A 13,686-nucleotide genomic window follows, 5' to 3' on the forward strand; every position below is an offset into this window, starting at 1 on the left:
ATCAGCGCAGCGGCCTGAACGCGGCGCGGAGTTTGGCGCTGAACAGGTCCGGTTCTTCCCAGGCCGCGAAATGACCGCCCCTGTCGACCTCTTGGAAGTGGATCAGATTGCGGTAGGCGCGTCGCGTCCAACTCTCCGGAGCTTGGTAGATCTCCCCCGGAAACACCGTGACGGCAACCGGAAGCGCGATCTCCGCCGTTTTCTGCGCGGCCGCGACGATGATGCCGCGCCCGCCGTTCTCCCAGTACAGCCGCGCCGCCGACGCCGCGCTGTTCGTCAGCCAGTGCAGCGTGATGACAACCTCATCGAGTCCACCGGACGGGACTGACGGCAATACCGGAGGGCAACAGGCGACTCAGCCTTGATCTCCGGCACACCTCGAGATATGATGCATCATACAGCAAGAAGCCCAGTGCCGAAAGGAAGGGGACGATGACCGGGTTCGATCTGACCCTTCTTGAACACGACAACCTCGGCAGCACGATTTACCAGAAGCTGTGCGAGGCCCTGATGAAGGGCGCCTTCAAGCCCGGCGATCGCCTGCGCATCCGCGACCTGGCCGAACGTCTGGGGACGAGCGTCACGCCGGTCCGTGACGCGATCCTGCGTTTGGTGCAGGATCAGGCCCTGGTGCTGCGCTCGCCGCGCGACATCCGCGTACCCATGCTGACCAGGGCGGTCTACCTGGAAATCCGCGACATCCGCGTCAACCTGGAAGGGCTGGCGGCGGAGCGCGCCGCCCAGCAGGCCACGTCCGCCCAAGTCCGGGCCCTGGATGCGCTTCTGGCGCGCAACGAAGAGGCGATACGGGCGCACGACACGCCGCTGGCCACCGAACTCAACCAGATGTTCCATTTCGAACTTGCCGACATCGCGGACATGCCCGTGCTTCGCGACATCCTGCGGCGGCTGTGGCTCCAGATGGGACCGCTGATCGCCGACGTCTACGGCGGGGCCGGGCGCACCATGATCGACCACCATTATCCCCTGATGGACGCCATTCGCCGCCACGACGGCCCGGCCGCCGCCCGCGCCATCCAGGCCGACATCCTGCTGGCCAGCGGCCCGATCCTGGAACGCATTGACGCCACTGACGCCCAATCCCTCGCCTCCTGATCCTTCCACGACCGCCAATTCACGCCAACCCGCCCCCTACGATGATGCATCAAACATTGAACACCTCCAGCGATGCGACCGCGGCCACGGCACCGGCCGATGTCCTGACCACTCCGGCGCCCCCGATCTCTATCGACGAAGCCGCGGAAACGGCACTGCGGCATTTCGGCGTGACCGGGACCGTGCGTGGGCTGACCAGCGAGCGCGACCGCAACTTCCACATCGCGGCCCCCGATGGGCAGGGCTATGTGCTGAAGTTCACCAATCCGGCGGAGCCGCAGCTCGTCACCAGCTTCCAGACCGGGGCCATGCTGCACGTCGCCGCGCGCGACGCCACCCTGCCGGTGCCGCGCGTCGTGCCGACGCTGGAGGGGGAGGCGCAGACCACGGTCCAGGTCGAGGGCTGCGGCATGGTCCTGCGGCTGCTGACCTACCTGGAGGGGACGCCGCTCCACGCGGCGCCGGCATCGCCCGGCCAGATGCGGGCGCTTGGAACGACGCTCGCCCGGCTCGACCTCGCGCTGGCCGATTTCGACCATCCCGGCTCGCAGCGGGACCTGCTGTGGGACATCACGCGCGTCCCCAACATCGCCGAGCGGTTGCATTATGTGGAGGACGCGTCCCGCCGGCGGATGGTCGAGCACTTCGTCGCCCGCTTCACCGACGAGGTGGCGCCCCGGCTGCCCACGCTGCGGCATCAGGTCATCCACAACGACCTCAACCCGCACAACGCGGTGGTCGATCCGGTCGGGCATGAAGCGGTCACGGGCATCATCGACTTCGGCGACGCGCTGAAGGCGCCGCTGGCCAACGACCTCGCGACGGCGCTCGCCTACCACGTGACCAGCGGCGAGACGCCCTTCGGCTCCATCGTGGCGATGACCCGCGCCTACAACGCCGTGCTGCCGCTGACGCTGGAGGAGGTGGAGCTGCTGCCCGACCTCGTGGCCGGCCGGCTGGCCCTGACCATCGGGATCACCGCGTGGCGCGCCGCCGAGTATCCCGAGAACAGCGCCTACATTCTGCGCAACGCCGAACGCGCCTTCGCCGGCCTCGACCGGCTGACGGGCGCCGAAGCCGCCACCGCAACCCGACTGATCCATCTCGCCTGCCAGGAAGAGTGACACGCCATGACGATGGTCAACGCCTATGTGCCCGAGGCCGCCGCTTCCCTGCCGGAGCGCGAGCGCGCCCTGATCGCCCGCCGCGAACGGCTGCTCGGCCCGGCCTACCGCCTGTTCTACGCCGACCCGGTCCATGTCGTGCGCGGGGAGGGGGCCTACCTCTATGATCCCGACGGCAACCGCTACCTGGACGCCTACAACAACGTCGCCTCCGTCGGGCACAGCCGGCCGGAGGTGGTGGAGGCGATGGCGAAGCAGGCGGCGGTGCTGAACACGCACACGCGCTACCTGACCGACAACATCCTCGACTTCGCCGAGGCCTTCCTGGCGGAGTTCCCGCCGGAGCTGTCGCACCTGATGCTGACCTGCACCGGCAGCGAGGCGAACGATCTGGCCCTGCGCGTCGCTCGCGTCCGCACCGGCGGCACGGGCGTCGTCATCGCGCACAACGCCTATCACGGCGTCACCTCGGCGCTGGCGGAGATGTCGCCCTCGCTGGGCGCCGCGGTGAAGCTCGGCGACCATGTCCGCGTGGTGCCGGCCCCGGACGGCTACCGCCAGCCGGAGGCCGAGGTGGGCGCCGCCTTCGCTCGCGACGTGGAGGCGGCCATCGCCGACCTGCGCGCGAACGGGATCAAGCCGGCGGCCCTGCTGGTCGACACCATCTTCTCCAGCAGCGGCGTCTTCACCGATCCGGCCGGCTTCCTCGCCCCCGCGGTGGAGGTGATGCGCAAGGCCGGCGGCGTCTTCATCGCCGACGAGGTGCAGCCCGGCTTCGGGCGGCTCGGCACGCACATGTGGGGCTTCGCGCGCCATGGGCTGGTGCCCGACATCGTGACCATCGGCAAGCCCATGGGCAACGGCCACCCGGTCGCGGGTGCGGTGTTCCGGCCGGAGGTGATCGAGGCCTTCGGCAAGAGCCAGCGCTACTTCAACACCTTCGGCGGCAACCCGGTGTCCTGCGCCGTGGCCCACGCGGTCCTGAAGGTCATAAAGGCCGACCGCCTGCAAGAGAACGCCCTGACGGTCGGTACGCAGATGATCGAGGGCCTGCGGTCGTTGGCCGACAAGCACGCGCTGATCGGCGACGTGCGCGGCAGCGGCCTGTTCATCGGCGTCGAGATGGTGCGAGATCGCACCCTGAAGACTCCCGCATCGGAGGAGACCGCCCGCGTGGTCAACGGCATGCGCAAACGCCGGGTGCTGATCAGCGCCACGGGCCAGGAAGGGCACATCCTGAAGATCCGCCCGCCGCTGGTGTTCTCGCCCGACGACGCCACGTTGTTCCTCGACACGCTGGACGAGGTGCTGACCGAAACGACCGGCGCCCACTGAGGAGCAAGCTCCATGATCCCAACTTCAAGCCCCCCGATGGCAGACCGCGTGTTCCCCGAGGCGGTGATCTTCGACTTCGACGGCGTCATTCTCGACTCCGCGCGCATGAAGACGAACGCCTACCTCGACCTCTACGAACTGCGCGATCCGGCGATGCAGGAACGGCTGCGCCGGATCGTCTGGCAGAACGGCGGGCTCAGCCGGATCAAGATGCTTCCCATCCTGGAGCGCGAGCTGTTCGGCCGCGCCACCGGTGAGGACGGGATCATGGAGTTGGCCCGGCGCTACGCGGACATCGTCGACCGGGCGGTGAACGACTGCCCGCTGATCGCCGGGGCGGAAAGCCTGCTGGACCGGCTGAGCGGCACGCCGTGCCATCTGGTGTCCGGAACGCCGCAGGAGACCTTGCTTGGAACCGTGCGCGCCAAGGGGCTGGAGGACCGGTTCGTGTCGGTCACCGGCTCCCCCAGCGTCAAGGCGGAGGTGTTCGCGGCGATCGTCGCCTCCGGCGGTTACGACGCGACGCGCACGCTGGCCGTGGGCGATTCCCTGACCGAATTGGACGCGGCCTGGAAGTCCGGGATCACCTTCATCGGCGTGGTGCCGCTGGACGAGCCCAACCCGTTCCCGGCCAACGTGCCGACCGTCAACGACCTGTTCGGGCTCGCCCAACGGCTTTGATCAGGACTCCACGCTCAGCTTGACGCCGCGGGCGGTGCCGGCCCGCAGCGCAGCGCCGCCAACCGTCCTCAGACGGAGTACCGACCAGGCCGGCCGGTAACGGCCGGTCGCGTCGGCGGAAACCACCGCGGCCCCGCTGTCCCGAACCAGCGAGACCCGCGTAACGAGACCGGCGCCGTCGCGCCAAGCCGCGGTGTCGCCATCGTCGTCGTACAGCACCGCTTCGGCACTCTGCGGATCGCCATAGACGACCAGCTCGCGCTCCGTGTCCGCGGCGGGATCGACGCGCTGGCCGGCGGTGCCCAGGGGGAGCAGGGCGCCGGCCCGCACGAAGAGCGGCGTCCGGCCGAGCGGCGCCGGCACCGTCGCGTCCGTTCCGCCCGGATGGTGGCTGCCGTCGTGGAAGTAGAACCAGCCGCCGGGATGGTCCGGCAGCCGGACGGACCGGCGGTTTGCGCCCGGCTCCAGCACCGGCGCGACCAGAAGGTCGGGGCCGAGCATGAAGGCATCCTCCGTCGCCGCGGCGCCGGGGTCGTCCGGGAAATCGTAGAAGAGCGGGCGCACCACCGGCTCGTCCGCCACCGCCGCCCGCCACATCCGCGTGTAGAGGTAGGGCATCAGGCGGTAGCGCAGGCGGATCGCCTCGCGGATCGGGTCGATGACCTCCGGGTGCATCCAGGGCAGCGTCGTGACGCCATCGCTGTTCCAGGAATTCATGACGAAGCGCGGCCAGAAGGCGCAGAACTCCACGAAGCGGCACAGCAGTTCCGGCCCTGGGCTCGGCCCGTGGAAGCCGCCGACGTCGTGGCCGATGTCGAACATGCCCGACAGGCTCATGTTGAGCCCCTGGGTCAGGTTGAAGCGCAGCGTCTTCCAGGCCGTGGCATTGTCCCCCGACCAGGTCTGGCCATAGCGCCACAGGCCCGCGGCACCGCCGCGGGTGATGGTGTAGGGCCGCTTGCCATGAGTCCAGGCGGCTTGCGTCTCATGCGCGAGCTTGGTCATCAGCAGCGCCTGCGCCGGCCGCGCCAGCGTCTGGGGGAAGGGCCGGCCGTCGCCCGCGGCCACGGCATCCTCGTCCCAGATCTCATATTCGTTGTTGTCGTTCCACACCGACACCATGCCGGGGCCGAGCAACGCCGTCTCGATGCCCCGGCGCCACCAGGCGCGCGCCTGCGCGTTGGTGAAATCAAGGTGGTAGCCGAGGCCGTCCCAGAATTGCGCCACCGCCGGCCGCCCGGTCTCCCCGTCGCGCACCAGCCCGCCCACGTCCGTCACCTCCGCCAGCCGGGGATGGTCGTCGAGCAGGCAGGGCTTGAGGTTGGCGACGGGGTGCAGTCCGGCCGCGTTCAGTGTGCCGAGCGTCGCGGCGGGGTCGGGGAACTTGTCGCGGTTCCAGTGGAAGGCGTAGCGCCGCCCGCCGATCATCGTGTAGCCGGAGCCGAAGTGGAAGCTGTCGCAGGGGATGGCGTGCTCGGCGCAGCGCGCGACGAAGTCGGCGATGCGGGCGTCGGCGTCGGCCGCGTCGGCGATGGCCATGGAGGTGGTGGCGAAGCCCAGCGTCCATTTCGGCCCGAAGGCGTGGCCGCCTGTCAGGCCTGAAAAGGCGCGGACGACGTCCGGCACGCCCGGCCCCGCGAAGACGAAGGCGTCGAGGTCGCCGTCGTCCGCCCGGTAGGAGCGGAAGGGCCCATGGTAATTGTCGATGGTCGCGCCGAGGTCCATCTCCCCGGTGGCGAGGTTGTCGTAATAGACCCCATGCGCCCCCGCCGGCCCAGCGACGATCAGGAACGGAATCATCTTGTAGAGCGGGTCGCTCAGTTCCGCGTCGAAGCCGCAGGGATCGACCGCGTCGATGCGGAAACGGCGGCCGGTGTGGTCCAGCGGCCCGGCCTTGTCGCCCACGCCGTAATGCCGCTCCCCCTCGTTGCGCGTGACGAAGTGGGAGAAGGCGTGGGTCTTGCGCGACACGAAATAGGCTTGGGTGCGCCGGTCCTCCAGGAAGGGCGTTGCCTCGCCCGCCCGGTACCAGGCGATGCCGAAGGGCTCCAGCGTCACGACGGCGGTGAGTTTCGCGCCGCGGATCGTCACCGTGCCTTCACCCTCCTCCACGTCGGCGGAGGGGCAGGAGAAGCCGGCGAGGTCATCGCGGTTGCGCCCCTCATAGGGCGGGTCGATGCCGTCGGGGGCCACCGACCAGGTCCGGTCGAGGCGGTAGGCGCCGTCGCGGCGCATCAGGATGCGGCCCACGTCGTCCTCGACGAGGCCGACGCGCAGGTCGACGCCGTGGTCCAGGTCGAACAGGGCGTAGACGCCGTCGCGTCCGCGGAAACGGGCTCGGGTCAGGGCCTTCATGCGTGGCTCCGGGCGGGAATGGTGTCGGGCCGGCAGGCGAGGCCGGCGGCGTCGAAGAAGTGGAGGTGCTCGCGGCGCAGCCGCACGGGCAAGCGGTCGCCACGGCCAAGGGCGCTCTGGCCGTCGATCCGGATGGTCACTTTGAGATCGTTAGGGCCTGTCGTGTAGAGGAAAGTTTCGCCGCCCAGCTGCTCCACCAGATCCACCTGGACCGTCAGGTCGGCGTCGGCCTCCCCACAGGGCTGCACATGCTCGGGCCGGATGCCCACGGTTGTGGCTTCGCCGAGCGACAGCCGGACGGCGTCCGCCGGCAGCAGGTTCATGCGCGGGGAGCCGATGAAGCCCGCCACGAACAGGTTGGCCGGGCGGTTGTAGAGGTCCAGCGGCGTCCCGGTCTGCTCGATCCGGCCGCCGTTCAGAACGACGATGCGGTCGGCGAGCGTCATCGCCTCCACCTGGTCGTGGGTCACGTAGATCATTGTCCCGCCAATCTCCGCGTGCAGGGCGGCCAGCTCCTTGCGGGTCGCCACGCGCAGTTCGGCGTCGAGGTTGGACAGCGGCTCGTCGAACAGGAAGATCTTGGGGTCGCGCACGATGGCCCGCCCGATGGCGACGCGCTGGCGCTGGCCGCCGGACAGCGCGCCCGGCTTGCGGTGCAGGTAGTCGGTCAGGCGCAGCATCCGGGCGGCGCGGTCCACGCGCCGGGCGATCTCCGCCTTCGGCACGCCCATGTTCTCCAGCGCGAAGCTCATGTTCTGGTGCACGCTCATATGCGGGTAGAGCGCGTAGGACTGGAACACCATCGCCAGCCCACGGTCGGAGGCCGCCGTCCGCGTCACCTCCGCCCCGTCGATGTGGATGTTGCCCGCCGTCGCCGCCTCCAGCCCGGCGATGACCCGCAGCAGCGTGGATTTCCCGCAGCCCGACGGCCCGACGAAGACGACGAACTCGCCGTCGCGGATGCTGAGGTCGATGCCCTTCAGCACGGCGACGCTGCCGAAATCCTTGCGGACTCCGCGAAGCTCCAATCCGGCCATATCACTTCATCCCCGTGTTCGCGATGCCGCTGGTGATGAACCGCTGCAGGAAGGCGAAGACGAGCGCCACCGGCAGCAGGGTCACCACGGTCATGGCGAGCAGATAGTGCCATTGGGTCTGCAGCTCGCCCTGGAAGGCATTCAGGGCGATCGGCAGGGTGTGGACCTCGGTCTTGGTCAGGACGGCCAGCGGCCACAGGAATTCGTTCCACCGCCACATGACCGAGAAGATGGCGAGCACCGCCAGCGCCGGCAGCGACAACGGCATCACGATGCGCGCGTAGATGCGCCATTCCGACGCCTTGTCCATCCGCGCCGCCTCGATCAGGTCGCGCGGGATGGTCAGCATGTACTGGCGCAGCAGGAAGACGCCGGTCGGGGTGGCGGCACCCGGCAGGATCACCGCCCACAGCGAGTCCACGAATCCCAGCTTGGTGACCACCAGATAGACCGGGGCCAGGATGATCGTGATGGGGATCATCAGCGTGCCGATAACGCCCAACATCGCCAGCGACTTGCCGCGGAACTCGTAGACCGACAGGGCGTAGGCGGCCATGGAGTTGATCAGCAGCGTGATCAGCGTGGCGACCACCGTGACGACGAGCGAGTTGCGCAGGTAGCGCAGGAAGTCGAACTGCGTCAGCGGGTCCGTGTAGTTGCCGACCGCGAAGGCCAGATGGCGCACCGGCGTGCGGCGGTCCACCGGCACCCGGATGGTCTTCGCCGGCTCCTTGGGGTCGACCATCTGGGCGGCAATGCCGATGCGGCGGACCTGGGCGAGTTCACGGACGGAGCCGTCCTCCATCGTCACCGTGAACAGCGGCAGGGGCTGCGGGTATCCCTCGACGCGCACCTCCGCCTGCGCCATCGGCAGAAGCGAGGGCGGAAACTCCAGCAGGGCCGACGGCGTCTTGAAGGACGACAGCACCAGCCAGAGCACCGGGCCGAACATCAGCAGCACGCCGAGTGCGAGATAGGCGTAGGACGCGACGTCGGTCCAGTGCCAGCCCCGGCCGCCGCGCCGCCGCGTGAGGAGACGAAGGAGTCCTCCGGTCATCGCGACCTCCGTCGAGTAAGGAACAGCTGGATCATGGTCAGGATGAACAGCACCGCCCCCAGCAGCACGGACGCCGCCCCGGCCAGCCCGAAGTTCTGCACCTGGTTGGCGAAGGCGGTCGTGTAGATGTACTGGACGATCATCAGCGTCGCCGTGCCCGGCCCGCCGCCGGTCAGAACGAAGACCTCGTCGAACACCTGCACCGACCGGATCAGCACCAGAACCAGCACGACCAGCAGGTTCGGCCACAGCAGGGGCAGGGTGATGCGGTGGAAGACGCGCCAGGGCCGCGTGCCATCCATCTCCGCCGCCTCGTAGACGTCGCGGGGGATGGCTTGCAGGCCGGCCAGCAGGATCAGGGTATAGAAGCCCATATGGGCCCACACCGACACGAAGACCGACCAGAACATCGCCCAGCCAGGATCGACGAAGAACAGGATCTTCTGCCCGCCCGCCATGGTCAGCGCGGCGTTCAGCAGCCCATCGCGTTGCAGGATCCATTTCCAGATCAGCGCCACGACGACCGGCGACAGCAGCACCGGGAAGAAGTAGACGGCGCGGAAGAAGCCGCGGGCGCGGATCGGCCGGTTCAGCACCAGCGCGGTGCCCAGCGAGAACAGCACCATCGCGACCATCTGGAAGACGGTGAAGGTCAGCGTGTTCCAGACACCGCGCCAGAACAGGTCTTCTCGGCAACTGCCGGGGTCAAGGTAGGACCCGCAGTCCAGCAGGCGGGCGTACTGCTCCGCCCCGACATAAGGCCGCTCGGCCGGGTACAGCGCCGTCCCGCCGGTCACCGAGAAGACGATGTTGATGGCGATCGGCAGGAAGACGAACAGGCCGAAGAAGACGAGGTTCGGCAGCAGGAAGACGTAGGGCATCCGCGCCGCGCCGATCAGCCGCTGCAAGGCGCGCATCGGCGGGTCGGTCAGGCGCATGACGGCCTGCACGCCCCCCGCCACGAGGCCGGCCGGACGGCGCGCGGCGGCCTCGGGCGATCGCATCATGTCGGTCATGGGTCTACCCCCAAAACGGGGTTACTGCTTCTTCTTGCGCTCGGCGATCTGCTGGGCGACGTCGGCGGTGATGCGCTGGTACGCCTCGTCCAGCGTCGTCTCGCCCACCACCACTTGGCCCAGGCGGCTGATGGCGGCGTTGAAGACGATGCGGCTGTTGGGGTCGCCCTGGATGTGGTAGGCGACCGGGTCGAGCTTGCCGACGGCGTCGCCGAACACCTTCAGGGCGGCGGCGGCCTGCGGCGAGGCGGACGTGTAGGTGATGCCCTTCTTGGCAAGGCCGATGTGGCCCGGCACGAACAGCGTGCGCGCGTAGAACTCGCCCGCGACGTCCTCGCTGGCCAGATAGTCGAGCAGGCGCGCGACCTCGGCCGGGTGGGTGCCCGTCTTCAGGGCGACCAGCGCGGCGCCGCCGGGCATGGCCGAGCAGTTGGCCGGGCCGCAAGGCGTGGGCACGGCGATCCAGTCGAAGGCGTCGCCGATGGTCTTGTCGAACTGCGCGGTCTGCCAGGAACCGGATTCGTACAGGACGACCTGGGCGTTCTTGAACTCCTCGTTGGCGCCGCGGTAGGCGGTGCCGGACACCGACCCCCACAGCTCCTTCGACATCACGCCGGACTTGTGCCAGTCGACGATCAGCTTGGCGGCCCGCTTGAAGCCCTCGTCGACGGCCTGCGGCTCCCCGTTGACCTCGGCCATCTTCGCCCCTTGCGAGACGGCGAGGCCGAAGAAGCGGTGGCCCGACCGGTCGAAGGCGACCGGGAAGGGCGCCTGCACCTTGTCGGCGACCTCCTTCGCGGCCTTGGCCCAGTCGTCCCACGTGGCGTTGGCGCCCGGCATGGCGACGCCGGCCTGCTCGAACAGGGTCTTGTTGACGAAGGGGCCCGTCACCGTCAGCTGCGTCATATAGCCGGGGATCGCGGTGGTGTTGCCCGGCACCCGCATCCATTCCAGGAACGGCCCGTAGTTCTGCTCCCAATAGGCCGCGTCCTTCAGGTGCGGCCGAAGGTCCAGCAGGTAGGGGGCAAGCCCGCCCATGTCGGTGACGCGCGCGAGGTCAGGCCCCTGGCCCGACGCCAGCTGCACCGGCAGCGTCTCGTTGATCGCCTTGAAGGGCACCTGGTCGAGGACGACCTTGATGTCCTTGTTCTTGTCCTCGAAACGGCGGAGCAGGTCGTTCATGACCTCGCCCTCGTTGCCGTCGGAATACCACATCATGCGCAGCGTGGTCTGGGCCTGGGCTTGGGCGATTCCAAAGCCCCCGGTTCCGACGATCGACAGGGCCAGCGCGCAGCCGGCGATCCAAGCGGTCCTTCTCATGGCGTCGTCCTTCCTCCCTTGAGCGGCTTTTTTCGGATCGGTTCCCGCCGGCCACCGGGGCAGCCGTTTCGGAAAAATGCGGGATTTTTCCCGTCGTCATCCTTCGCGCTTGAACATGGCAAACGTTTGCCTAAACTGTCAACGGGAATGTTGGTGCTACTGATGGAGTGGTGGGTGAGCGATCGGCGGCGTGAACCTGGGCAGATTTCCCTGGCCGACATCGCGGCCGAGGCCGGCGTGTCCGTGTCGACCGTGTCCCGGATCGCCAACGGCGACCTGGGGCGGGCGTCGGCGTCGACCGTGGCGAAGGTGCAGCGCCTGATCGCGGAGCGCGGCTACCGCCCCAACCCGGTGGGCCGCAGCCTGCGCGGCGGGGAAAGCCGGCTGGTCGCCATGCTGGCGCCCAACCTCGACAACCCGGCCATGGCGGCGATCGCCGCCTCGACGGAGGCGGCGCTGCGCGCTGCGGGCTACGTCATGGTCCTGTGCGACACCCACGACCGACCCGATTTGCAGGACGAGTATCTGCGCGCCATGCGCTCCCGCTTCGCGGAAGGGTTCATCCTGGTGAGCGCGGTCGCCAGCGCCGAGCTGGAAGCGTCGGTGAAGCGCGGCGAGCCGGTCGTCTTCGTGAACCGGCGCAACCCCTACGGCGACCCCTATGGCGGTGGTGCCTTCGTCGGCATCGACAATCGCAAGGCCGGGGCGGACGCGGCCGACTACCTGCTCGACTGCGGCGTGCGCGCTCCCGCGGTCATCCACCCGGCGGAGCTGTCCTCGACGATCCGGGAACGGGTGGAGGGCTTCATCGACCGCCTGCGCGAAAAGCGGCCGGACATGACCGTGCGCCGCGCCGAGGGAGCGGGGGCGAACCATCTCGATTGCGGCTACGCAGCGGCGCTGAGCCTCGTCGCGGCGGGCGGCTGGCCGGACGGCGTCCTCTGCCCTAGCGACCTGATGGCCTACGGCCTGTTTCGCGCGGCGGGGGAGCGGGGAGGCCGCATCCCCGACGACTGCCGCCCGGTCGGCATCGACGACAACGACCTGAACGCCTGGATCGCGCCCTGGCTCAGTTCGGTGAAGATCCCCTACCGCGCGTTCGGGGAACAGGTCGTGGCCTGCCTGCTGGCGTTGCGCGCCGGGACCTTGGACGGCGAGGTGCTGCTCGGCCACGAACTGGTCCGGCGCTGACGCGACGAGAGCCCGCCCCCTCGTCGCGCCCACTCGCGCTGGTGTTACTTGGCCTTCAGGAAGGCCTCGACGTTCAGCAGGACGAGTTCGTTGTCGTCCGCGACGTTGGGGTCGCGGCTGCTGGAGAAGGGCAGGTTGTTGTCGTTGCCGACCACGATGTGCCGGTCGTCCACCACGTCGACATTCTCGATGGTGAAGAAGGGGAAGGCCAGCACGCCGTCGTTCAGCGGCTTGCGCGCCTTCTTGTCCGGATCGGCAATGCGCATCAGGTCGACGTAGCCGATCTTGCGCGCCGGCCCGCCGGCGTTGGCGTTGGTCAGCTCGATCTTGTAGACCCGTTTGAAAACGGCGACGCTGGAGAAGCAGTTGGTGGTCGGCTGGCCCTGGGCGCAGGCCTTGTCGGGGGTGCCTTCGCCATTGTCACGCTCGATGATCAGGCCCGTGGTGCCGTCGATCATGTTGAAGTCGCCGATGGCGTTGCCGTTCTGCTCCAGCACATACTGCCAGGACCGGCCGGTCCAGGCCTCTTTCTCGACGTCGAATTCCAGGATGCGCAGGTAGTCACGCCCGTCGGCGGTCTTCTCGAACGCCTTCTTCTCGGCGTCCCACACCGGCCCTTCGAGCAGCCCGTAGAGGAACCGGCCGTCCTTCGAGGAGGCGAGGCCCTCGAATCCCTTGGAGCGCCGGATTTGGAACGGCACCGTCTCGGCCGGGCTGGCCGGCGTGGTCACCGCCGGGTTGTCGGGGGAGCGGACGACCTTGCCGTCGACCAGCGTGTCGTACACGGCGAGCACGCGGCCCTTCAGGTCGGCCTTGATGAGGAAGGGGCCGAACTCGTCGCCAATCCACAGCGTGTCGCCGATGATCTGGAAGCTTTCCGTGTCGAAGTCGGAGCCGGTCAGGTAGCGCCGCTCCGTCCCTTCCTGAACGATGCGGAACGGCACCTTCTTGTCCGGGTCGTGCAGGAAGATGGTCTCCAGCCGCTGCATGGTGCCGCCGGCGAAATCGACCTTGTACCGGTTCAGGTACAGCATGCTGTCGGGGGAATTGGCCTTGGAGCCGAACCCGTTGTCGGTCAGGATCCAGAAGGTCCCGTCGGGCATGCGCTTGATTCCCGAATGGCCCTGCAGCGGCTGGCCGGCAAAGGGAAGCGACAGGCCGGTCGGCCGATCGGCGGACTTGCCCTCCACCGTCCCGATGGCCTCGACCCGGCGGCCGGTGGTGAATTTTCCCGACACCCGCAGGTCGGCGGGCGCGTCGGACGGGGCGTCGATGACGCTCTTGGCCGGCAGGATGGCATGGCCGGCCAGCGCGGCGGGAAATGCGTCCTGCGCCCGGGCGGCGGGCGCCAGCGACAGGGCGAGCAGGGCGGCGCCCATCCAGGGGCGTCCCATCCAGGGAAATGTGCGGACCATCGCGTGGACTCCATTCAGGGACAGCAAAAGAGGGTGCCC

At 68.7% G+C, this 13,686-nt stretch carries 12 protein-coding genes; 5 read left to right on the plus strand and 7 right to left on the minus strand.

The genetic code is table 11. From position 1 onward, the window contains the following. Window position 1: 1 nt before the first annotated feature. The gene (locus M2351_RS32345) at window positions 2–334 is read right to left on the minus strand and encodes a hypothetical protein (protein WP_264660101.1); all 333 of its coding nucleotides are present in this window, start codon (window positions 332–334) and stop codon (window positions 2–4) included. A gap of 98 nt (window positions 335–432) precedes the next feature. Here M2351_RS32345 and M2351_RS32350 point away from each other — a divergent pair, with 98 nt between their 5' ends. From M2351_RS32350 to M2351_RS32365, 4 genes are read left to right on the plus strand one after another with little or no spacing between them, the layout of a single operon-like run. Further along, window positions 433–1,116 (plus strand): GntR family transcriptional regulator, encoded by a 684-nt coding sequence (locus M2351_RS32350; protein ID WP_264660102.1) that lies wholly within the window; start codon window positions 433–435, stop codon window positions 1,114–1,116. 56 nt (window positions 1,117–1,172) lie between these two features. After that, window positions 1,173–2,240: a phosphotransferase gene (locus tag M2351_RS32355; RefSeq protein ID WP_264660103.1), complete on the plus strand. Its 1,068-nt coding sequence runs from the start codon at window positions 1,173–1,175 to the stop codon at window positions 2,238–2,240. Between the two features lie 6 nt (window positions 2,241–2,246). Continuing rightward, window positions 2,247–3,575: an aspartate aminotransferase family protein gene (locus tag M2351_RS32360; RefSeq protein ID WP_264660104.1), complete on the plus strand. Its 1,329-nt coding sequence runs from the start codon at window positions 2,247–2,249 to the stop codon at window positions 3,573–3,575. 36 nt (window positions 3,576–3,611) lie between these two features. Further along, complete coding sequence (locus M2351_RS32365; RefSeq protein ID WP_264660105.1) at window positions 3,612–4,256, plus strand: HAD family hydrolase; 645 nt, start codon at window positions 3,612–3,614, stop codon at window positions 4,254–4,256. Here M2351_RS32365 and M2351_RS32370 read toward each other — a convergent pair whose 3' ends face one another. The 5 genes from M2351_RS32370 to M2351_RS32390 are packed head-to-tail and all read right to left on the minus strand — an operon-like array spanning window position 4,257 to window position 11,041. After that, window positions 4,257–6,611: a glycoside hydrolase family 31 protein gene (locus M2351_RS32370; RefSeq protein WP_264660106.1), complete on the minus strand. Its 2,355-nt coding sequence runs from the start codon at window positions 6,609–6,611 to the stop codon at window positions 4,257–4,259. It lies immediately after the preceding gene. Further along, a complete protein-coding gene (locus tag M2351_RS32375) occupies window positions 6,608–7,648 on the minus strand; it encodes an ABC transporter ATP-binding protein (protein WP_264660107.1) in 1,041 nt (346 codons plus the stop codon). Before M2351_RS32375 ends, M2351_RS32370 begins: the two co-directional genes overlap by 4 nt. Window position 7,649: 1 nt before the next feature. Continuing rightward, on the minus strand, window positions 7,650–8,705 hold the full coding sequence (locus M2351_RS32380) for a carbohydrate ABC transporter permease (protein WP_264660108.1): 1,056 nt from the start codon (window positions 8,703–8,705) through the stop codon (window positions 7,650–7,652). Beyond that, a complete protein-coding gene (locus M2351_RS32385) occupies window positions 8,702–9,721 on the minus strand; it encodes a carbohydrate ABC transporter permease (protein ID WP_264660109.1) in 1,020 nt (339 codons plus the stop codon). The genes M2351_RS32380 and M2351_RS32385 overlap by 4 nt, the downstream gene beginning before the upstream one ends. A 21-nt stretch (window positions 9,722–9,742) precedes the next feature. Beyond that, the gene (locus M2351_RS32390; protein ID WP_264660110.1) at window positions 9,743–11,041 is read right to left on the minus strand and encodes an ABC transporter substrate-binding protein; all 1,299 of its coding nucleotides are present in this window, start codon (window positions 11,039–11,041) and stop codon (window positions 9,743–9,745) included. A 174-nt stretch (window positions 11,042–11,215) separates the two neighbouring features. Between M2351_RS32390 and M2351_RS32395 the strand changes: the two genes are divergently transcribed. Then, complete coding sequence (locus tag M2351_RS32395) at window positions 11,216–12,232, plus strand: LacI family DNA-binding transcriptional regulator (protein WP_264660111.1); 1,017 nt, start codon at window positions 11,216–11,218, stop codon at window positions 12,230–12,232. A gap of 44 nt (window positions 12,233–12,276) precedes the next feature. On the opposite strand, the gene M2351_RS32400 is transcribed toward M2351_RS32395, so the two are convergent. Further along, window positions 12,277–13,647, minus strand: coding sequence for an esterase-like activity of phytase family protein (locus M2351_RS32400; protein ID WP_264660112.1), 1,371 nt, complete (start codon window positions 13,645–13,647; stop codon window positions 12,277–12,279). Window positions 13,648–13,686: the final 39 nt, after the last annotated feature.

Source organism: Azospirillum canadense, from assembly GCF_025961225.1.
Classification (GTDB): domain Bacteria; phylum Pseudomonadota; class Alphaproteobacteria; order Azospirillales; family Azospirillaceae; genus Azospirillum; species Azospirillum canadense.